The sequence below is a fragment of the Thermobifida alba genome (assembly GCF_023208015.1).
Lineage (GTDB): Bacteria > Actinomycetota > Actinomycetes > Streptosporangiales > Streptosporangiaceae > Thermobifida > Thermobifida alba.
This window is the reverse complement of the sequence record NZ_CP051627.1, coordinates 4,863,848-4,885,853: the sequence shown is the minus strand read 5'-3', so window position 1 is coordinate 4,885,853 and position 22,006 is coordinate 4,863,848. Positions and strand designations below refer to the sequence as shown.

At 70.4% G+C, this 22,006-nt stretch carries 12 protein-coding genes; all 12 read right to left on the bottom strand.

What is annotated here, in order from left to right; translation table 11 throughout:
• Window positions 1-276: 276 nt before the first annotated feature.
• Window positions 277-2,037, bottom strand: a complete 1,761-nt coding sequence (locus tag FOF52_RS21755) for a fatty acyl-AMP ligase (protein ID WP_248591749.1) — start codon at window positions 2,035-2,037, stop codon at window positions 277-279.
• Between the two features lie 50 nt (window positions 2,038-2,087).
• Window positions 2,088-3,449, bottom strand: a complete 1,362-nt coding sequence (locus FOF52_RS21750; RefSeq protein WP_248591748.1) for a cytochrome P450 — start codon at window positions 3,447-3,449, stop codon at window positions 2,088-2,090.
• 262 nt (window positions 3,450-3,711) lie between these two features.
• Complete coding sequence (locus FOF52_RS21745; RefSeq protein WP_248591747.1) at window positions 3,712-4,854, bottom strand: fatty acid desaturase family protein; 1,143 nt, start codon at window positions 4,852-4,854, stop codon at window positions 3,712-3,714.
• Between the two features lie 16 nt (window positions 4,855-4,870).
• Entirely contained in the window at window positions 4,871-7,486 is a 2,616-nt protein-coding gene (locus FOF52_RS21740; RefSeq protein ID WP_248591746.1) for an aminotransferase class III-fold pyridoxal phosphate-dependent enzyme, read from the bottom strand.
• A complete protein-coding gene (locus FOF52_RS21735; RefSeq protein ID WP_248591745.1) occupies window positions 7,487-10,585 on the bottom strand; it encodes a type I polyketide synthase in 3,099 nt (1,032 codons plus the stop codon).
• A 5-nt stretch (window positions 10,586-10,590) separates the two neighbouring features.
• On the bottom strand, window positions 10,591-15,879 hold the full coding sequence (locus tag FOF52_RS21730) for a type I polyketide synthase (RefSeq protein ID WP_248591744.1): 5,289 nt from the start codon (window positions 15,877-15,879) through the stop codon (window positions 10,591-10,593).
• Window positions 15,876-16,151: an acyl carrier protein gene (locus FOF52_RS21725; RefSeq protein WP_248591743.1), complete on the bottom strand. Its 276-nt coding sequence runs from the start codon at window positions 16,149-16,151 to the stop codon at window positions 15,876-15,878. The genes FOF52_RS21730 and FOF52_RS21725 overlap by 4 nt, the downstream gene beginning before the upstream one ends.
• A gap of 89 nt (window positions 16,152-16,240) precedes the next feature.
• On the bottom strand, window positions 16,241-17,233 hold the full coding sequence (locus FOF52_RS21720; RefSeq protein ID WP_248591742.1) for an SDR family NAD(P)-dependent oxidoreductase: 993 nt from the start codon (window positions 17,231-17,233) through the stop codon (window positions 16,241-16,243).
• Window positions 17,230-18,369, bottom strand: a complete 1,140-nt coding sequence (locus tag FOF52_RS21715; RefSeq protein ID WP_248591741.1) for a hypothetical protein — start codon at window positions 18,367-18,369, stop codon at window positions 17,230-17,232. Before FOF52_RS21715 ends, FOF52_RS21720 begins: the two co-directional genes overlap by 4 nt.
• A complete protein-coding gene (locus FOF52_RS21710) occupies window positions 18,366-18,887 on the bottom strand; it encodes an SRPBCC family protein (RefSeq protein WP_248591740.1) in 522 nt (173 codons plus the stop codon). The genes FOF52_RS21715 and FOF52_RS21710 overlap by 4 nt, the downstream gene beginning before the upstream one ends.
• A gap of 41 nt (window positions 18,888-18,928) precedes the next feature.
• On the bottom strand, window positions 18,929-20,998 hold the full coding sequence (locus tag FOF52_RS21705; protein WP_248591739.1) for an MMPL family transporter: 2,070 nt from the start codon (window positions 20,996-20,998) through the stop codon (window positions 18,929-18,931).
• A gap of 402 nt (window positions 20,999-21,400) precedes the next feature.
• A complete protein-coding gene (locus FOF52_RS21700; RefSeq protein WP_248591738.1) occupies window positions 21,401-21,778 on the bottom strand; it encodes a transposase in 378 nt (125 codons plus the stop codon).
• Between the last annotated feature and the right edge of the window lie 228 nt (window positions 21,779-22,006).

The window sequence follows — 22,006 nt, the reverse complement described above, 5'->3', positions numbered from 1 at the left end:
CGCAGCACAACCAGCAAACACGTGACGAGGAGAACCCGGGCACGTCTGCTGGAAGGATGCTCTGCCGGGCCAGGGGCAGCGGGGGCCGGGCTCTGTGGAGCCGGCTCTGGAAAGGCTGCCGGGCGTGCCAGGCCTGGAACGCCACGCCCGGTTCCCGGAAGCCTCCGGCAAACGCCTCTCAGGACCGGGAGAAGGCTGCCCCGCCCGGTCCGGGTGGGGCAGCCTTTCCCCAAAGTCCTGCCTGGGCTGTTCGGCGGTTCCGGGCTCTCTTCCGGGTCACGGGTTCCGGAGGCGGGCCAGCGCCTTGGTGAACTCCCCTGCGAGGTACCGGTCCCGGCACGCGCCCCGCTGGAGTTTCCCGCTCGTGGTCTTGGGGATCTTGCCGGGCCGGGTGAGGACGACGTCGTACACGTCGATCTCGTGGGTCCGGCGGATGCTCCGGGCGACCTCGGCCACGGCCGCGGGCAGGTCGGTGCCCGCGATCCGGTCGGCCCGCAGTTCGGCGACCACCACGAGGCGTTCCTCCTCACCGGGGGTGACGGCGAACGCTGCCACGTGGCCGACCCGGACCGGAGGCAGGGCCTGCTCCACGGTGTTCTCGATGTCCACCGGGTAGTGGTTGGTGCCGTGGATGATGAGGAGGTCTTTGAGCCTGGAGGTGATGTAGAGCTGCCCCTCGTGGACAAAGCCGAGGTCTCCGGTACGGAGCCAGTGGCGGTCCTTGACGGGGTCGTCGCGCAGTTCGGCTTCGAAGGTCTCCTGGGTCTCGCCGGCTCTGCCGTAGTAGCCCCGGCACACGTTGGGTCCGTGGACCCACACTTCGCCGACGTGCCCGTCGGGAAGGGCCGTCCACTGCTCCGGGTCGACGATCCGGACCTCCTGGAAGATCGGTGCGCCGCAGCCCACGAGGGAGGCGGCGTTCTGCCCCTGCCCCTCCTCCTTACTGACCGGTACCGCCCGGCCCGTGTTCAGGGCGTCCCGGTCGAAGTAGCGGCTGTCGGCCCCCTTGCCCACCCTCTGCATGGTGACCGGGAGGGTTGCTTCGGCCAGACCGTAGCCGGGCAGGTGGGCCCGGGGGTTGAAGCCGTACCGGGAGTAGACCTCGCTGAAGCGCCTCAGTGATGCCTCCCGGATGGGTTCGGCCCCGTTGACCAGGGCGCGCAGCGACGACAGGTCGAGGCCTGCGCGCTGCTCCTCGGGAACTCTGCCCACCGCGAAGTCGAGGCCGAAGTTGGGGGAGGCCGTGACGGTGCTGCGGTATTCGGAGACCAGTTTCAACCAGCGCACGGGGCGGTGCACGAAGGAGTAGGGGTCGAAGTACACGGCGTGCGCGCCGTAGGCGAGCGGGGTGGCCACGGTGAGGACCAGGCCCATGTCGTGGAAGAACGGAAGCCAGCTGACGATGTTCTCCCCGGGTTTCAGGGAGAGGAAGGTGTTGATCTGGGCGCAGGACGTCCACAGGTTGGCCGCGGTCACTTCGATGCCCGCGGGGTTCCGCGTCGACCCGGACGTGTACTGCAGGTAGGACGGTTCGTCCTGGTCCTGCTGGACGGGGTCGAACGGGGCAGGGGCCAGGTCGGAGGTGGTGATGACCCGGCCGGTGTCGACCTGCTCGGACAGGCGTTCCAGGGCGGGGAGGGAGGCGGTCGTGGTGATGCTGCCGACGGGTTTGCAGTCGGCGTAGACCGACACCAGCCGGGTGTCGGATCGGCGCAGGTCGGGGGCGTACAGCGGGATCCCGATCACCCCGGTGTAGAGGCAGCCGAGGAAGGCTGCGATGTAGTCGAGTCCCTGGGGGAGCAGCAGGGCGACGCGGTCGCCCGGTGCGGCGCACCGGGACAGTGCCGCGGCCGCGGCCGCGGCCCGCGTGTCGAGTTCGCGGTAGGTCAGGGTGTGCCTCACGCCTTCTCGGGTGGTGCCGTAGTCGACGAAGGTGCAGGCGGGTTCGTCGCCCCGGGTGGCGGCCCAGTGGCGGAAAGCCTCAACGAGGGTTGTTCCGGGGGGAGGGGAGAGTTGGGGGTCGCTGGTTCCGTACACGGCTGTCCTCTCGGATCGGTGGGGATTCTCGGGGAGGATGGGGGCTGGGTTCAGCGCCGTGTCACCCGGGCGGGGATTCCGCCTCGGGGGCGGAGGTTGATCAGCAGCAGTGGTTCGACCGGCCTGTCAGAGCACAGTTCCACGTCGACCCGCTGGGCCAGGGTGACGGTGAGGAGATGTCCCTCCATCAGGGCCAGGTGGCTTCCCACGCAAACGTGGTGCCCCGCGCCGAACGGCAGGTAGGACTGTTTGGGGAGGACGCGTTCGCGTTCCTTGGTGAAGCGGTCCGGGTCGAAGCGCTCCGGGTCGGGGTAGAGCTCTTCGCGCCGGTGCAGGGTGTAGGTGGAGATGAACACCTGGGTTCCCCGGGGGACATGGAATCCTGCCACGGTGGTGTCCCGTACGGCGGTGCGCATGAGGACCGCCCCCGGGGGGTAGAGGCGCATGGCCTCTTTGAACACGCGCAGGGAGTAGGGCAGGGAGGCGAGGTCGGCGAAGGTGGCCGGGCGGTCGCCGAGGACCGTGTCGATCTCTGCTCGGACCCGGGCGAGGACTTCGGGGTGCTGGGCCAGGAGGTAGAGGGTCCAGGCCTGCGCGTCGGCCGATGTTTCCTGGGAGGCCCCCCACACGGTGATCACTTCGTCGAGGAGCTGCTCCTCGGACATGGTGGTCCCGTCCTCGTAGCGGGCCTCCATGAGCAGGGTGAGCAGGTCACTGTAGGCTCCGGGATTCCTGCGGCGCTCTTCGACGAACGCGCCGAGGCGCTGCCGGACGTAGGCGATCTCTGCCCGGGCCCGCAGGTTCCTCGGGGTGGGGACCCGCATGGGGATGGGGAACAGGCTGGTGAGGGCGTACATCTCCCATTCGAAGACGGTGGTGATCGCGTCGGCGATCGCCCGGTCGTCCTCGATCCGCGAGCTGAACAGCAGGCGGGTGACGATGTTCATCGTCAGCGAGTTCATCTCGTCGAGGAGGTCGACTTCCGCCCGGTCTCCCCAGGTGTCGATGAGGTGTTCGGCTTCTGCCACGATGTGGTCCGCGTGCCGGCGCACGTTGCGCGGGGTGAAGTGCGGCAGGATGAGCCTGCGCTGCCTGGTGTGGAGTTCCCCTTGGCTGATGAGCAGCCCTTTTCCCATGACGGGGCCGAGTGCGTTGACCTGTCGGCGTCCTTTGTCGAAGTCGTCGGCTTTTTCGATGAGGACGTCGCGGATGGCGTCCGGGGAGTCGGCGACCGCGAAGGTCTGTCCTGCGACTTTGAAGCCCGCCAGGCCCGGCGAGTCCCGGCTGACCCGGGTGAGGACGCCGAGCAGGTCCCGGCGGAGGTGCCGGGCCCATCCCAGCACGGGAGGCCCGGGGAGCACCGGGAAGGCCTGGTGGGGGGCGGGGGGTACCGTCCTCCGGCTGGTCACCATGGTCGTCTCCTTGGGGTTGCGGGATGGGGGGTGTGGTGGCTCCGGTCCCTCTGCTGTCGGGTGGTGGTGCCCGCCCGCTGGCGGTGGGGGCGGTTGCTGGCGTGGTTGTGCCCCCAAACCGCCCGGGAGCGCTCCCAAGCCGGAGCTGCGCGGAGGGGTCCCGGTCCCGTTCCGGGGATGCGGCCCACCCCTCCGCGCCGCCGGCCGGTGAGCGCACTCCCCCGCCCGGGCCGCACCTTCGGAGGGGGATCGCACGCACCGGTCACTGGGCGCCTTCCGGACGGTCGAGGCCGCGCGGTTGGAGGGTCAGCAGCAGTCCGGCCTTCTGGTGCTGCCGGGCGGTGCGCCACAGGGTGGCGAGCGTCCGCGGCAGCCCGCGGCTCTCCGTGAGCCGGTAGGCGGAGTCGGGCGGCAGTGCGGCGACCAGCCTCCGATGGGCCTCCGGGTAAGCGTGGTAGGGCAGCCCGGGGAAGAGGTGGTGCAGGGCGTGCAGGCGCAGCCCGACCGGGGCCCACAGTTCCCGCACCGGGCGCCGGCCGGGGTAGTTGACGGTGTCCATCATCTGTTCGACCACGCTCATCTCTTCCTCGTCACCCAGGTAGCGGTGTGCGCCGAGGATGCGGAAGGAGTTGACCAGGGCGATCGAGGTGTAGAGCGCGTACCACTGGGCCAGCCGGTCCACGGGAAGCACTCCGGTCAGGAACAGGGCGGCGCAGGCGAGGACGAACACGAAGCAGGCGGCTTCCTGGGCGGTCCAGGAGATCCGCTCCGCCCGGTTGGCGGGCGGCCGCCCGTGGTACTCCAGGTCGATCTTGATCGTGGACATGCTCCGGTACAGGTACCGGCGGGTGGCGCCGGAGAACCAGGCGACGGGGGTCAGCAGGCCGAAGCGGATCGGGCCGAAGAACGGCAGGAGGAACGAGGCGGCGACCACGGTGACCGTGTGGCGGGGGGAGAGCCGTGCCAGGGGGAGGTATTCGGCGTCCCGTGGAGTCCCGTACCACCGCTTGTTGTGGTGCTCCCGGTGCTCTTCGTACATGAAGGCGGGGACCATCATGGGGATGCCGAACAGCAGGTTCCAGACCCTCCGGAACGTCCGGAAACTCGGCTTGCTCCGGAAGTGGGCGATTTCGTGGATGAAGGCGAAGCAGCGGTAGAGGGCGAACACCGAGACGAGGAAGAGCAGGATCCCCGGGAGCGTGAGGTAGCCGACGGGCCGGGCGGCCCAGAAGGCCGCGTATCCGACAGCCAGCGACACCAGGAAGTCGCTCCAGTAGATCCCCATCCTGTGGACGAAAAGGTCCTTCACCGCCCGGTGGGCGTCCCGCACCGAAAAGGCCATGGCGGCTTCGTAGCGCTTCCGGTCCTGGAGCACGGAGGGAAGCTGTTCTGAGGGGGTCGACATAGTTACCTCCGGGGGGTCAGAAGGAACGCCACAACCGCAGCGCGGCGTTCTCGAATCCGTGGACGGCGGCGAGTTCACGCAGCCGTGTCACCGAACCGGTGGTGAGCGTGGATCCGACACTCACCAGGTCTTCTTCACCGGACAGGGCGATGAGCATGGTCTCCGTCATGCACGCGTAGGCGTGGCCGCTTTCCAGGCCGTAGCGGACCCCCAGGTCCTGCAGTCCGGGGAGGGCGACGATCCCCCCGTCGAAGAGGAGGACGTCCGGGCGGTGCTCGGCCAGGGGCGGCACGTTGGAGGGTTCGGAGATGTCGCAGACGATGGCGTCCGGTGCGAACATCTCCGGGGTGAGCAGCGCATGCGGGGACGAGGTCGCGGTCACCACGATCCCGGAGCGGCGGACCGCCGCCTGGGCGTCGGTGCCCACGGTGACTGTCCCAGAGTCGATGAGGGCCTGCGCCGCGTCCTCGGGCGAGCGGGCCTCCGCCGCGATCTGCACCGCCGGGGACGTGCCGCCGTGCCGCCGCAGTTCCTCGGCGATCTGCACCGTCACCGCGTGCAGTGCCCTGCGGGCGCGTTGCGGCTGAGTGGGGTTGCCCACCAGGTCGAGCGTTCCGGCGTGGGCGGCGAGCTGCCGGGCGACCATCGAACCGATCGACCCGCTGGCACCGATGACGGCGACACGCGACACCCCCAGGTCGACGCCGCGCAGCTCCGCGGCGTCGAGGACCCCTTGGGCGGCGGAGGCGGCGGTGAAGGCGTTGCCCGTGGTGATCGGCACCGGGAAGTCGGGGAGGGTCGTGGCGTTGGCTGTCACGATCGACGAATAGGCGCCGAGGCCCACCAGTTCGGCCCCGCGTTCCACCCCCAGTTCGACGGCTTCGGCGATGACCCGGGTGGCCTTGCTGCCGGAGAACCCCAGGAGCCGTTCCGCCGTGTAGGGCAGGCCGATCAGTTCGCAGTGGGCGCGGGCCCCGGTGGCGGAGCGCACCGGGGCCGCTCCGACCACGAAGGGGGCGGGGTTGAGGATGCAGCTGGCCGCGTCGAACCTTTCCATCAGCCGGTCGAGTTCACCGGTGGTGAAGCGGTCGAGGCTCTCGTCGAGTTCGCGGAGCATGTCCGTGTGCAGGGGGTGGACGACGAACGCGAAGCGCCGCTCTTCCGGCTCCGGGGGGTGGTAGGGCGGGGTCCCCCGGTAGGGGTGGGCGGGGGCGCGCCCCGGTTCCGGGCGGCGCCCTGCGAGGTGCCCGACCAGTGTCCCGGCGTCGTTGTTCCACACCAGTCGGACGGCGCGCCGCAGCCCTTCCAGGAAGTGGTCGCACTCCTCCTCGGTCGCGGTGAGGGGGGGTTCCACGCGCAGGACCCGGGCGCCGAAGAGGGTGGGGGCCAGCCGGATGCGTTCAGCGTTGAGCAGGTACCCGCACAGCACCATGGCGAGGTTCTCGTCGGCGGCGAGCGAGCCGAGCAGGCCTTGGCCGCCGAACGCGTTGATGTCGTCGGTGAACTCCACACCCAGGAGGAATCCCTCGCCGCGGACGTCCGTGATCACGCCGGGGTAGTCGTCGCGGATCTTCTCCAGTCCTTCCCGGAGGCGTTCCCCGAGGGCTTCGACCCTGCGGAGGAGTGCGTGGTCGTCGTCCGTGAGCAGCTCCAGGACTCGGAGTCCGACCCTGGCGGACAGCGAGTTGCCGCCGAAGGTGGAGGTGTGCCGGAAGGCGAAGCCTTCGGTGACCAGGTCGGAGCGGGTCAGTACCGCGGCGGTGGGGAGGACGCCGCCGCCCAGTGCCTTGGCCAGGGTCATGATGTCGGGTGAGACCCCGTGCCGTTCCGCGGCGAAGAGCCGGCCGGTGCGTCCCAGCCCGGTCTGGACTTCGTCGAGGATGAACAGGGTTCCGTGTTCGGTGCACAGGTCCCGGGCCTTCTGGAGGTATCCGGGGGGTGCGACGTTCACCCCGCCCTCCCCCTGGATCGGTTCGACGATGAAGGCGGCGAACTCTCCGCCTTCCAGGGCCTGTTCCAGCGCGTCGGCGTCCCCGAAGGGGATCTGGGTGAAGCCTTCGATGGGGGCGCCGAACTCCTCCTGGTAGGAGGGGCGGCCGGTGGCGGAGAGCGCTCCCAGGGTCTTGCCGTGGAAGGAGTGGTCGGTGGAGAGCACTCTGAGGCGGCCGGTCGCCGAGCGGGCGATCTTGATGGCCACTTCGACCGATTCAGCGCCGCTGTTGGCGAAGACGACGCGGTCGAGGCCTCGGGGGGCGAGCTCGGTGAGGCGTCCGGCGAGCTCGCCGGCGGCCCGGAGCAGGGAGGGCTGGGCGAACACCGGTTCCGCGGATTCCCGGAACGCGGCCATGGCGGACCAGATCCGCTCAGGGGTGTGGCCGAACGGGAGTGCCCCGTAGGCGCCGGTGAAGTCCAGGTAGCGGTTGCCTTCCGCGTCCCACAGCCAGCTTCCTTCGCCGCGGACGTAGGCGGTGTCCAGGCCGACGCCGTGCAGCATCCGGGCCAGTTGCGGGTTGACGTGCCGGGTGAACGGTTCGTCCCGCCACCTGCGCACCGCCTTGGCTGCCCTTCCCCTCTTCTGCAGCAGTTCGGCCAGGTGGCGCCGCCGCGCTCCGCTGTCGGCGTTGCTGTTCATCTATTCGGTTCCTTCCAGGCGGGCGATCGCGAGTTCGATCTCGGCGTCGCTCATCTCGTCCATCCGGTCCAGCAGCTGGTCCAGTTCGGCGTCGTCCGGTGCCGTCTCCTGCTCTTCCTGTCCGCCGCCTCCGGCCAGTTCCTCCGCGAGCGCGTACAGGGAGCCCGCTTCGAAGAAGGCGGCGAGGGGGAACTCGGTGCCGTAGCGCCGTTCCAGTCGGTTGCGGATCTCGACGACCACCAGGGATTCGATGTCCCAGTCGGTCAGTGGCGCCGCCGGGTCGACCTGTTCCACCGGCACTTCCACGGCGTCGGCCAGCCAGCCCCGGAGCACGCCCAGAAGTTCTGCGCGGTCCAGGCGCACGGGGGCCGCCTCCTGGCCGGTCTGTTCGGGGGCCTGCCCGGTGTTCTGGTCTGCGGACGGGGTGAACCAGTGCCGGCGCCGCTGCCACGGATAGGTGGGCAGGGCGACCCGGTTGCGGGCGGGGCGGGCCACCCGCGTCCAGTCGATGTCGCAGCCCGCCTCGTAGAGGTGGGCGAGCGCCCCGGTGAGGGTTGCGGCGGCGGACGTGCCGCGGCGCATGGTCGCCACGGGCGGGACGCGGGGGCGGACCCCCCGGTCGTCGAACGTCCGCTGCAGGTCGGTGGAGAGCACCGTGTGGGGGGCGCATTCGATGACGACGCTGGTGGCGACGTCGCCGAGTGAGGCGACGGCGTCGGCGAACCGGACGGGGGCGCGCAGGTTCCGGGCCCAGTAGCGGGCGTCCAGCCGCTCCACGGGGCGGCCGGTGACCGTGGAGTGGAAGTCCAGGTCCACGGTTCTTGCGGGCAGGTCGGCGAGGGCCGCTTCGAGGAGGGTGTCGGAGCCGTCCAGCAGGGGGCTGTGGAAGGCGTAGTCGACGGGCAGGGGGATGCAGCGGACCCCTTCGTCCCGCAGCCGGGCACGGATCTCTTCGATGGGGCCGCGCGGACCGGCGAGGACGGTGGAGGCGGGGCCGTTGACGGCGGCGACGCCGACCCGGTCGTACCGGGCGGCCCACGCCGCGGCCTGCTCCTCGTCGAGGGCGACGCTGATCATGCGGCCTCCCCGGGCGGCGTCCATGACCTGGGCCCGGCGGTCGAGCACGGTGAACATTTCCTCTCTGGTGAGGGCCCCCGCTGCCACCGCGGCGGGGAGTTCGCCCATGCTGTGCCCGATCACCGCGGTGGGGTGCACGCCCCGTCGGCGCAGCCAGGAGGTGAGGGCGAGCTGGACGGCGGCGACCGCCATCTGCGCGGGGCCGGTCTGCTCCAGCAGCTCCTCCTCGTCGCTGAGGAGGTCGATAAGGGGGTGTCCGGTGATCTTCCGGACAGCGGCGTCGCAGGCCTCCAGTTCCTCTGCCGTGTCGGGGAGTGCCAGCAGTTCCGCGCCCATTCCGGGCCATTGGCTTCCCTGGCCGCTGAAGACGAGGACGACCTGGGGTGGTTCTTCCGCCGGCTCTGCGGGGGGTCTGGGCGCGACGAGCCGGTCCCGCAGTTCCTGCACGGATGCGGCGGTGTCGGCGGTTCGCAGTGGGAGGTGGGAGCGCCGGTTCATGGCGGCCGCGCACACGTCGCGGGCCGTGGCCTCGTCTGCCCCGTCGAGGAGGTCGGCGTAGCTCGACCGCAGTTGCCGCAGGGCTTCGGGGCTGCGCGCGGACAGGGGCAGCAGGAGGGGCCCGGTCCAGCGGGGGGCGGGAGGACGGTCGAGGGTTCCGGGGTGTTCTATGACGACGTGGGCGTTGGCGCCTCCGAAGCCGAAGGAGCTGACGGCGGCCCGGGGCGGGCGGCCCCGGTCGGGCAGGTCGGTCGGCTCCGATGCGACCCGGAGCCGGTCCCCCGGCGGGATCTCCGGGTTGAGCCGGGTGAAGCCGGGCTGTGCGGGGACGGTTCCGTGTTCGAGGACCAGGATCGCCTTCATCATCCCGGCCACCCCGGCGGCGGCCTCCAGGTGCCCGATGTGGCGTTTGACTGATCCCAGCAGGCAGGGGCCGGGCCCGGTGCCGTAGACCTCTTCCAGGGCCTCCATTTCCAGGGGGTCGCCCAGGGGGGTGCCGGTGCCGTGGCCTTCGACGTAGTCGATGTCGGAGCCGTCGAGTCCCGCATCGCGGAGGGCACGGGCGAGCACGGCCGCCTGCGCCCTGGGGTTGGGGGCGGTGAGCCCGTTGGTGCGGCCGTCGTGGTTGACGGCGCTTCCCCTGATCAGGGCACGGATCGGGAGGCCTTGGCGGCGTGCGTCGGATTCCCGGGCCAGGATCAGGATGCCGCACCCTTCGCCGCGGACGATGCCTTCGGCTCCTTCCTCGTAGCTGAGGCAGCGTCCACCGGGGGCGAGGGGGAGGACCCGTTCGGTCAACCGTGTGGAGTAGGGGTCGACGATGGCGTTGACCCCGCCGGCGATCGCGTAGTCGCAGTCGCCTGCGCGCAGGGCGCGGACCGCCAGGTGCACGGCGGTCAGGGAGGAGGAGCAGGCGGTGTCCACGGCCAGGCTGGGGCCGCTCAGGTCCAGGAGGTAGGAGAGCCGGTTGGCCACGATGCTGTGGGCGACGCCCGGGGCGGTGTAGACGTCGGGCTCCACGTCGTTGCGGGCCAGGGACAGCAGGTAGTCGTTGTTGTAGATGCCCATGTAGACGCCGGTTGCCGAGCCGCGCAGCCGGTCTGCGGGCAGTCCCGCGTCCTCCAGTGCTTCCCAGGAGGCTTCCAGCACGAGGCGCTGCTGGGGGTCCAGCCGGTCGGCCTCGTCCGGGGTCATGCCGAAGAAGGCCGAGTCGAAGGAGTCGATCTCGTCCAGGCGGGCCGCTCTGCGCCAGCGGTGGTGCCCGCCGCGGCGGCCGTCGGGGTTGGGGCCGATCCATCCGACGGCTTCCCTCCCTTCCACCAGGAGGCTCCACAGTTCTTCGGGCGATTCGACGTCCGGCGGCAGCCGCAGTCCCATGCCGAGGACCGCGACGGGCTCGGAGATGCCGTTCCGCTGCTGCTGGAGGGCGTGTTCCGCCTCCTCGCGGAGCCGTTCTGCCTCCTGGACCTTCCGCAGGGCCCCGGCCAGCAGGCGCCGGTGCTCCGGGGACAGTGCGTTGACCATGCCGATCAACTCTCCTTCTCTGCGAGGTGGCGGCTGAGTTCGCTGATGAGCTCCTCGTCGGTGAGGGCGAAGGGGTCCGGTTCACCGGCGGGCGCGGGGCGGGCGGCGGGAGCGGTCCGGGGGACTCCGGCCGTCGGCGGGTCCGTGCGGCCCTGGATGCGGTCGAGCAGCTCTTCGGCGAGGTCGGCCACCGTGGGGCGGGACCAGAGCAGCGCGGTGGGCAGCCGCAGTCGGAACACTTCTTCCAGGGTGTTACGCAGGTTGACGGCGAGCAGCGAGTCCAGGCCCAGGTCCTGGAAGGAGTCGTGGAGGGGGACGTCTCCGGCCCCGGTGCCCAGTGCTTCCCCGGCGAGCCTGCGCACTTCCTCTTGGATGCGCCGCAGCCGCCGTTCGCGGTTCGGGAGGCGCTGCAGTTCTTCCCGGAGGCGGCTCTCGGACGGTCCCGGGCTCCGGGTTCCCGGGGCCGCGGCCAGTTCGGCGGCGACGGGGCCGATGGCTGCCGCGGCGTGTTCGGTGACGTGCGCGGCGACCAGGCTGGGGGATGCGTGCCGGAAGGCGCGGGTGAGGAAGTCCATGCCGTCCTGCGGTGTCCACAGGTGCAGGCCTGCGGCTTGCAGGCGGGAGCGGTGGTCTCCGGCCAGGCCGATGGTCCACGGCCCCCAGGCGATGCTCTGGGCGGGCAGGCCGAGTTCGGCGCGTACCCGCGCAACCGCGTCCAGGGCGGCGTTGGCTGCGGCGTAGGCGGTCTGTCCGGGTGATCCGACGACTCCGGCCAGGGAGGAGAAGAGGACGAACAGGTCGAGTGGGTGGCCTGCGGTGGCCGTGTGGAGGTTCCACGCCCCGGCGACCTTGCCGGAGAGGGCCGTGGCGAGGTGCTCGCCGGTGGTTTCGGTGAACACCGCGTCGGCGAGCACTCCTGCGCAGTGGAACACTCCGCCGAGCGGCAGCGGAGTCACCTGGCCGTCGCTTTCCGGGCCGATCCGCCCCAGCAGGGCGGAGACTGCTTCGGCTTGGGCGGCGTCGACCTGGACGGTGTGGACCTGCGTTGCTGCCGCGCCCAGTTCCCGCAGCACTTCGGCGGTGGAGCCGGACGGCCTGCGGCGGCCGGCCAGGATGACGGCCCCCGCCTTCTGCGCCACCAGCCACCGGGCGACGGCGAGTCCCAGGGAGCCGAGCCCGCCGGTCACCAGGTAGGCGCGGTCCGCGCGGATGGGGGTGCTCCCCCGGTCGGGGGGCGGCAGGGCCGCGTCCACCAGGCGGGGTGTCTCGACGGTGCCGCCGCGGATCCTCGCTTGGCGGGGCGGATTCGCGGCACACAGCAGGCTCGCGAGGGCGGCAGCGGCTTCCACAGGGCTGGACGCCTCCGCTTCCACCAGGTGGATGTTTCCCCTGGGGTGTTCGTTGATGGCGGTGCGGACAGCTCCTGCGACCGCGGCCGCGGCGATCCGGGCGCTGGGCCGGTCGGCGGGGGCAAGGGCGAGGACCACGGCCCTCCGGTCGGCCCCCGACGCGGTCTCCTTGAGGTGGGTGTGGAGGAAGCTCAGTGCGGCACCGGCCGCCCGGTGGGCGGAGTCGGCCGGGTCTGCGTCCGGTCCGGGGAGGGGGCAGACGAACACGTCGGTTTGGGGTCCGGCAGGGGTGGCGGTGTGGGGGCTGGGGCCGTGGGCGGCGGTCAGCCGTCCTGCGGCGGCCCGGACCAGTTCCGCGGCCAGCTTCTCCCCGCTGTCCGGGTCTTCGCCTTCGGCGAGCACCACCTGCACGGTCCGGTCCTGCGCCGTGGCAGTGGCGAACGGCTGCCAGGCGAGGTGCCGGGCCTGGGCGGCGGTGCGGTCCGCGCGGTGGACGAACCTGGCGGACAGTCCTTCAAAGGCCGCCACCGGTGCGCCGTCCGGGTCCAGCAGCACCAGGTCGGCGGTCACCGCGGTCTCCTGTCTGCTGCGCAGCCGCACCCGGCATTCGGCGATCCGCGCCGCCTTGCCGCCGCGGAGCAGCATGCGGGTCAGGCCGACGGGGACGGCGAGACCGGGAAGGTCACCGACGAGCGCTTCCAGGATGTGGAAGCACGAGTCCAGTACTGCGGGCGGGAGCAGGGCGTCGGCGTGGTCTCCGGCCCGGGGTTCGCGGAGTGTCCCCGAGGCGAGTCCGCCGCCGCTCCTGACCTGGAGCACGCCTCGGAAGGCGGGGCCGTAGTCGAGGCCCCGCTGGGCGAGCCTCCGGTACAGTTCCGCGCCGTCGAGGACGTCGGCGTCCGCGGGCGGGGGCTCGGGCACGTGCACCGGGTCGAAGCGGCTTTCCGTCCGGTAGCGGTAGCGGAGGTGGCGGCGCGGGGTGTTTCCGTCGGCGGACAGCACTTCGCCCGTGCCGTCGCTGCCGGGGCCGCGGAGAACCAGTTGCGGCCGCTGGTCCTCCCGTTCCGGCAGTCCGGTGAGTTCGGTGATGTCGAGGTCGAGGAGTTCGACGGGGCCTTGTGCCGAGCGGGCGGCTGCTTCCGCGGCGGCGGAGATCCACACCGCGCCGGGGACCACGGGGCGTCCGTCGACGCTGTGGTCGGCGAGGTAGGGGGCTTCGCGGTGGAGGCATCCGAGGGGGTGCAGCGTGGTCCCGGGCTCGGGAAGGTAGGGGGTGGCGGCACCGAGCAGGGGGGCGGGTGCCGGGGTGCCGGGGGCGGTGCCCCGTGCCGGGGCGAGGGGGATCTGCCGGTGCCGCCACCCGTGCGCGGGCAGCGGCACGGGCGGGAGTTCCCGGGTGACCGGCCACCGCGGGTCGGCTCCGGCTGTGTAGAGCGTGGCCAGGGCGCGCAGCACTGCCGTGTGCTCGTCTTCTCCGCGGTGTCCGGAGGCGGGGGGTGCAGGGTGTTCCGCGCCGGTCCCGGTGGTGAGGACGTCGGTGACGGCGCCGACCAGGTGGGGGTGGGGGGAGACTTCCAGGGCGAGGGTGGGTGTTCCTGTGGTGAGGCGGCGGACTGTTTCTGCCAGCCGGGCCGGCTCCTTGAGGGTGCGCGCCCAGTACTGGGGGGTGAGTTCTGTGCCGGCCACGGCATGCGTGGTGACGGTGGAGAAGAGGAGGACGCTCCCTTCGGTGGGGGTGATCTGGCCGATCTGTGCGATGAATCCGGACAGCAGCGGTGCGGCTAGGGGGCCGTGGACGGCCGGGGCCGGCACGGTTTCGGCTTCTCCTCCGAGGGCGCGGATCCGTTCTGCGAGCGCGCGCACCGCGGCTGCTTCTCCGGTCACGGTGGTGGAGCGGGGCGTGTCGTAGGCGGTGACTCCCAGTCGACCGCCGTACTCCGCGGCAGCCAGGCGCACCTTCTCGGGGTCCAGGTCGGTGACGAGCACCGCCCCGCGGTCGCCGAGCCTGTGCGCGAGGGTCCCGAGTGCGGTGGCGACACGGGCGGCGTCGGCCAGGGTGAGGGCGCCCGCGACGTGCGCGGCGGCGACCTCTCCCACGCCGTGTCCGACAACCCCGGACGGCGGTATCCCCCAGTCCTGCCACATCCGTGCCAGGGCCACCTGCACGGCGAACAGCCGGCCTTGGTCCGTGTCGGTGCTTTGGCGGGCCGCGGCGCTGCCGGGTTCCTGTTCGGCCCCGCCGGCCGCGGCGAGAGCGGCGCGGGCCTCGTCCCAGGCCCTGCGGAACACGGGTGAGGCCGCGGCCAGCCGCTCCTCCATCCCTTCCCGCAGGGTGGCGTTTCCGGGGAAGAGGTAGACGACCTGGGGTTTGCGGCCCGGCCCGGTCTCGGGCGGTCCGACGAGGCGGGGGTGCGGGGCGCCGCGGCTGAGCGCGGTCAGCGCCTGGACCGCCTGCTCGGTGGTGTCGGCGACGATCGCGGCCCGGGTCCGGTGGTGGTCCCTGCGGTGGGCCGCGGTTGCCGCGATGTTCTCCAGGGGGGTGGTCTGTTCCGCGCCGGCGAGAAAGTCCGCCCACCTGCGGGCGGTCTGCCGGAGGAGTTCGGGTGTGGGGGCCGAGACGGGGAGCAGGTGGGGGCGGGGCTCGGCGCCTGCGGGTTCGGGGCCGGTGGCGGATGCCGGGGGGACCCACTCCTCCAGGACGGCGTGGGCGTTGGTCCCTCCGAATCCGAAGGAGCTCACCCCGGCGCGGCGCGGCCGGCCCTGCGGTTCGGGCCATGCTTCCCCGGTGTCCTGCACGGTGACGGCGATCCGATCCAGGCGCAGATACGGGTTGGGTTTCTCGAAGTGCAGGACGGGGGGCAGGCGGCGGTGGGTCAGCGACAGCACGACCTTGATCAGTCCTGCGATCCCCGCCCCCGCTTCGAGGTGGCCGATGTTGGATTTGACCGAGCCGATCCGCAGCTCCCCTCCGGGGGTGCGGCCCTGGGCGAGGACTTCGGCGAGGGCCGACACCTCGATGGGGTCCCCCAGGGCGGTTCCGGTTCCGTGGGCTTCGACGTAGTCGACCGTCTCGGGGGCGATTCCGGCTTCGGCGTACACACGGCGCAGCAGTTCTTCCTGGCTGTACCGGTTCGGGGCGAAGATCCCGTTGGAGCGGCCGTCCTGGTTCACTCCGACGCCGCGGACGACGGCGTGCACGCGGTCGTGGTCGGCGAGGGCGTCGGCCAGCCGTTTGACCACGACGACGCCTGCGCCCTCGCTGCGGACGTAGCCGTCGGCCCGGTGGTCGAAGGGTTTGCAGCGCCCGTCGGAGGCCATGAAGTTGCCCGCGGCGAAGCTCGCGGTCATGGCGGGGTTGAGGAGCACGTTCACGCCGCCGACCACGGCCAGGTCGCTCTGCCCGGAGCGCAGCGACTCGATCCCGGCGGCCAGGGCGACCAGCGCCGAGGAGCACGCCGTGTCGATGGTGAGGCTGGGGCCGCGCAGGTCCAGGACGTAGGAGAGCCGGTTGGCGATGATGCCCAGGGCGGACCCGGTGGTCTTGTAGGGGTTGGCTTCCGTTCCGGGGACGACGGTGTTGGCGCCGTGGTCGAAGCTCGCGGCGCCGGCGAAGACGCCGGTGCGGGAGCCCCGCAGCGACGCGGCGGGGATTCCGGCGTGCTGCAGTGCCTCGTAGGCGACCTCCAGGAGCATTCTCTGCTGGGGGTCCATGTGGCGTGCCTCGACGGCGGGGATGCCGAAGAAGTCGGGGTCGAACCGGTCGAGTCCGTCGACCAGTCCAGCCCACCGGGTTCCCGCGTCGGCGGCGGAGACGCCGAGGCGTTCCGGGGGGACCTCGCTGATCCCGTCTCCCCTTTCCTCCATCAGCCGCCAGAAGCTGTCGAGGTCCGGGGCTTTGGGGAAGCGGCAGGCCATGCCGATGACGGCGTACCCTTCGGCGGTCACGGGGCGCCTCCGTGCTCGGTCCTGTCCGCCAGGCAGCGGGCGATGAACCCGGCGGCTGAGGAGATGTTCGGGTGGTCGTAGAAGAGGGTCGGGGGCAGGACCAGGTCGTAGGAGTCCTCCAGGTCCGCGACGACTTCGACCGCTTTCACCGAGGAGAGCCCCAGATCGGAGAACGAGGCTTCCACGTCGAGGTCCTCCTCGTTTTTCTCCAGGATTCCGGCGATCTTTTCTCGAATGGCTTTCTGGACTTCGTTGAACGAGATTTCCGTCATTGGCTGTGGCATGAATTTCCCTTGAAAAGGCACAGGGGTGACCGGGGACAGAACAGGGAGGTGGAGTTTTTCTGGGTTTTCTGGGTGGATCAGAAGATCCCGTGGCGCCTCCCCCAGGAGACCACCGACCGGATCGACTCCTCCATCGATCCCGGTGCGACGCCGAGGTGTTCCCGAGACTTCCTGGAGTCGTAATAGAGGTTTCGGTTCAGGTAGACGAGGTTCTCCGGGGACACCAGGGGCCTGCGTTCCGGGTCTTTGACGAGGAGGATGAACGGTAGGGAGGCGTAGGCGGCCGCGGCGAGGACCCGGGGAGGGACCGTTCTGCGAGGGGGGCGGACCCCGGCAGCTCCGGCGATGGACGAGATCAGTTCCAGAAACGTCATGTTCTGGGTGGCGACAATGTACCTTTCCCCGACCGTTCCCTTTTCGAAGGCCCGGATCTGGGCGGTGACGAATTCTTCTGCGGCGACCATGGAAAACCCTCCGGGAGGGGCGAAGGGGAGTTTTCCACGGCAGACCGCACCCACGAAAGCGGGCCAGGCGCTGCGCCCGTCCCCTCCCGGGGCCATCACGGCGCCGGGGTTGAGGATGACCGCGTCGAGTCCGCGGCGCACCTCGTCCAGGACGCGCTGCTCCCCGGCGTGCTTGGTCCTCGGGTAGGGGTGGCGGAAAAGGTGGCCGTTGAACGGGAAGTCCTCGTCGGCGGGCTGCTCCGACGGTGGCAGGCCGATCGCGGAGACCGACGAGGTGTGGACGACCCGGGCCCCGGCTCTGCGTGCCTCCCGCATGACGTTGGCGGTGCCAAGCACGTTGACCTCGTACATGGCCCGGGCTGCCGCGGTGGTCAGCGTGGCGACGCCGGCCAGGTGGAAGACCCCCTCGATCCCGCGCATGGCCCTGGCCACGGCCTCGGGGTCGCGGACGTCGGCGGTGCGGGTCTCGAAGTGGTCGGCCAGGTCGGACAGGGTCCCCGGGGACTCTCCGGGGCGGGCCAGGGCGACCACCCGCTCCCCCCGTTCCACCAGGGCGCGGACCATGGTCGAGCCGAGGCAGCCGAACGCTCCTGTCACCAGGATCATGGTGCCGCCAATTCCTTTTCGAACATGGCGTACCGGCGGTGGGGCCGGAGCCCGGCGGTGTGCTGGATGAGCCGGTTCATCGTCCGGTTGGAGTCGTGGACCCAGGTCGTGTGGACGCGTTCGTAGCCCCCGTCGACCGCCCCCTGGAGGATCTGTCCGAAGAGGACGGGGGAGATTCCCATGGGCACCTCTGGCAGCACCCCGGCCAGGAGCACCACCATTCCCCTGGTCCTGCGTACCAGGGAGCGGATGCGGAGCAGGTCCCAGGGGCGCAGGGAGCCGTTGAGCCGCAGGAGCAGCTCGTTGAGGTCGGGGAGGGACAGGACGAATCCCACCGTGCGGCCCTCCCATTCGATGAAGCTGACGAGGCGCTCGTCGAGGAAGGGTTTGAGTTGCCCCACGATGCCCGCGAACACGTCCTGCGGGTACGGCACGATCTCGGAGTTGTCGTGGAAGGACCGGTTGAACAGGTTCCGGACCAGTTCCAGTTCCGCGTCCAGGGCGGCCCGGTCCATCCGCCGCACAGTCACTCCCAGCTGCTCGGCGGCTCGCTGCCCGGCGCCGATGACCGCGGGAGCCAGACGGCGGAGGTGCCCGGCTTCCAGGCAGTAGGTGTTCATCCCGAACGCGTACCGGTATCCGGCCTTCTCCACCAGTTCCCGGTCGCTGGGGCGGCCACCGGGCTGGAACGCTGCCGGGGGCCCGTCGAACCCTTCGACGAGCAGGCCCATCTCCTGGCCGCTGTAGTAGTTGTAGGGGCCGAGAATCCGGGTCATGCCCTGCTCGGCGAGCCACTGCTCCGCGTGGGACAGCAGGAGCCGGGCTGCTTCGCCGTCTCCTTCGGGGGTGTCAAGGAATCCGAAGAAGCCGGTGTGTCCTCCGAACTTCCTGTTGTAGGCGGGGTACACCGTCGCGGCGACGCGTCCGACGGGTTTCCGCCCTTCCAGGAGGACGAAGTGTTCGATCGCGGCGTGCCGGTAGAGAGGGTTGGCGGACCGGTCGAGGGCTGCCCTGGCATCCGACTTCAGCGGGGGGACCCATGTGGGGTCGCCAGCCCGGCTGCGGCGGGGTACCGACACCCATGCTCGGACCAGGGTGCGGTCCGTCCCGACGGGGACCACGGTTCTCTGGCTCATGGGCTCTGGCGTTCTCCGAGCAGTTCTGCCATCCGGCGGTGGCGGTGGCGGAACATGCGGTTCAGTTCTGCTTTGATCAGGGTCCGGTCCAGGAGGGGGCCGAGGCGGGTGGCGTACTCGACGTGGTCGGTGTAGTGGGTGCCTTCCCGGTCCGGGCGGCACGAGTGGGTGTGCCGGAAGTAGCGGAAGATGCCTCTGGTCTGCAGGTCGACGAACTGCTGCGGACGGTTGACCTCGTCGAGGTAGGCCACCCACCGGATCGGCAGCACTTTGGCCAGGTAGATGGAGAAGGCGACCGATTCCCCGGGGGCGAGGTCCTTCGCCGACTGGCCGAGCACGCGGACCCGGTAGGGCATGATCGAGGTGAACCCGGTCTCGCTCAGGCAGAAGTCGAACACTTCTTCGGGCGGGGCGGCGAGCCGGACCGAGTGTTCGACGGCGCAGGTGCGCCCGGGTCGGCGGTCGGTGTGCGCTCCGCTGAGCAGACCGCGTTCCAAGTGGAATTTCGGGGCTTCCATCGTTCTTCAGCTCTCCAAGTCTGGGGAAGGCCTGTTCCCGGTCAGCCCGTGGCCTGCTCGGCCTTCTGCACCGCGGCTGTCGGCGGCTCGGCCTTCTCCGCGGGGCCATGCGGGTCGAAGTGGGGGATGAGGCGGTCCAGCCAGCGGGGCATCCACCAGTTGGCCTTGCCCAGGGCGGCGAACGCGGCGGGGATGATGAGCATCCGCACCACGGTGGCGTCCACCGCGACGGCAACCGCGAGTCCCAGGCCGAGCATCTTCAGCAGCGGCTCCTGGGCGAAGGCGAAGCCGAGGAACACGCTGACCATGATGAGCGCGGCCGAGGTGATGACGCGGGCGGTCTGGGACATCCCGTTGGCGAGGGCCTGGCGGTTGTCGCCGGTCCGGACGTACTCCTCACGGACCCTTCCCATGAGGAAGACCTCGTAGTCCATGCTCAGGCCGAACACGATGGCGAACAGCACGATCGGCACGAACGAGGCGATCGCCTGCGTCTCGTCCAGACCGAACAGGGACAGTCCCCACCCCCACTGGAACACGATGACGAGGGCTCCGAAGGACGCTCCGATGCCGAGCAGGTTGAAGACGGCGGCGGTCACGGCGATACCGATGGAGCGGAACACGACGAGCAGGAGGAGCATCGAGAAGCCGACCACGGCCAGGACGACGACGGGGATGGCGTCTTCCAGTACTTCGGTCAGGTCGGAGTAGACGGCGGTGGGACCGGTGACGAGGATGTCCGCCTCGCCGCTGTCGAGGCCGGCGAATTCGCCGCGGATCCGTTCGATCATGTCGGTCACGGCGGGGTCGGCGGGCGAGACCGTGGGAATCGCCTGGAGGACGACGGCTTCACCGTCGGCGGAGGGCAGGGCGTCGGTGACGGCTTCGGTATAGGCGTCCGCTTCCAGGATCCGGGTCACGTCCTGCAGGAGCGCGGTGTTCTGCTCCGGGTCGGGGCCGCTGATCATAACGGTGAGCGGTCCGTTGTGGCCGGGGCCGAGTTCGTCGGTGATCAGATCGTAGGCGCTGCGGGCGTCGGTTCCTTCGGCGGTGCTGCCGGAGTCGGGCATGCTCAGTTCCATGCTGGCCGCGGGCACGCTCAGCGCGGCGAGGATGAGGGTGCCCAGGGCAAGGTAGCGCCAGGGGCGGTCGGCGACGTGCAGGGCCCACCGCCGCCACCGGGACGCGGTGTCCTGCCCCGCTTCCGGTGCGGTGGTGTCCGCGGCGGCGGCCTTCCACCGCCGCGGCATGAAGCGGTGCCCGCCGAGTCCCAGCACCGCCGGGACCAGGGTGATGGAGGCGAGGACCGAGACGCAGACGACCGAGGCGCACACGGTGGCGAGCGCGGTGATCGCGGGGATTCCGCTGAGGTAGAGACCGGCGACCGCGATGATCACGGTGAGTCCGGCGAACATGACGTTGCGGCCGGAGGTGGTGACGGCGTTGCCCACCGCGTCGAGGACGTCGTGCCCTCGGGTCAGTTCTTCCCGGTAGCGGCTGACGACGAGGAGCGCGTAGTCGATGCCGATGCCCAGTCCGAGCATCATGCCGACGTCCGGTGCTTCCGCGGGGATCTCATAGTGGACCGCGGCGACGTGGAGGAGGGCGGTGACGACGCCGACGCTGCACAGCGCGGTGAGGATGGGGAGCCCGGCGGCCAGCAGCGAGCCGAAGATGACGACGAGCAGGACGAGTGCCACGCCAAGGCCGACCATTTCGGCTTTCCCGGTTTCGGCGCCGCTGGTGGCGAAGCCGAGCTCCCCGCCCGCGTAGGCTTCGACTCCTGCGTCCCGGGCCGGTTCGAGGGCGTCGCTGAGCTCCTGGAACCCTTCGGCGCCGATGTCTCCTACGGGGACGTCGTAGAAGACGTCGGCGTAGGCGGTCGCGGTGTCGCCGCTGACCGCCAGCGGGGACTGGGACGGATCAGTGACCCCGGTGACGTTGTCGAGGTCGGCTACCTGCTGGAGCGCGGTGGCGACCGCCGCCATCCGCTCCGCTTCGGCCAGGGTTCCCTCGTCGACGTGGAACACGACCTGGGCGGTGGCCCCGGACAGCTCGGGGTAGTGTTCGCCGAGGCGTTCACGGGCTTCTTCGGCTTCCGACCCGGGCACCGAGATCGTGTCACTGGTCTGGCCCCCGTAGAAGGTGAAAAGCGTGAACGAGCCTCCTATGACAAGGGCCCAGACGAGGAAAACCGTCCAGACGTGCTCAGCACAATAGCGACCCAGACGATAAAGGCGGCTCGATTTCACGCCGTCATCACCATTCCCCTTGGGATGTAGGACGGAGACACAGGCCCGTCCAGCAGGACACGTGGGGAAAGTACCAGGAGCTTCAGACCGGCACAAGAGATGAAAATAAGCGCTCGCCGCCCTGCTCTCTATCTCTTGGAGTTCTGTTTCATCTCAGTAGGAGACATTGGTTCAATAATGAACAAGAACAACGTGTTTCTTCTACTGTGAAAGGTGTGACACCGGTTTTCTCGTGTGACCGAGGCGGCTTGCGTTCCGGGGTCAGCTGCTCCGTGCGGCGCTTGCGGCCGGGACCCTCTCAGAGCGCTGGTACGCCAGGTCGAGGACGGTCCTGATCCATTCCCTTTCGTGCGGGGCCAGGTCGAGCTCCTCGGTCCGGCGCTCCAGGGAGGTGCAGATCCCCGCCTCGGCCCACTCCCTGAAGCGCCGGTGAGCGGTGGAGGGGGAGACACCGAAAACCCCGGGGAGCTCCTGCCAGCCGCACCCGCTGGAGACGACGAAGACCACGGCGGTGAGGACCTTCCTGTTGTCGGCCCGCCTGGGTCCTCCTCCCTGGGGGCGGGGCTTCTGCCTCGGCAGCAGCGGTTCGACCGCGTTCCAGAAGAAGTCCGGGACCAGTTGCTCGGAGAGTGCTCTCATTCTCTTCCGTCCTTACCTAACGACACACGGAGGAACCAACTGAGATGCTTTCGGAGCCGGGTCGAGGGTTTCTCGGACCAGAACTTTGACCTGGAGTCCTTTCTCCCCCATTCACACGGACGCACATCCCGGTGACGCTCCGTTTCTCCACGAACACAGAATACCCTTCGTCTCTCCATTCTTGTCTGTTGACTTCTGCTTCCCCCGGAGGGATGCCACCCGCCCCCG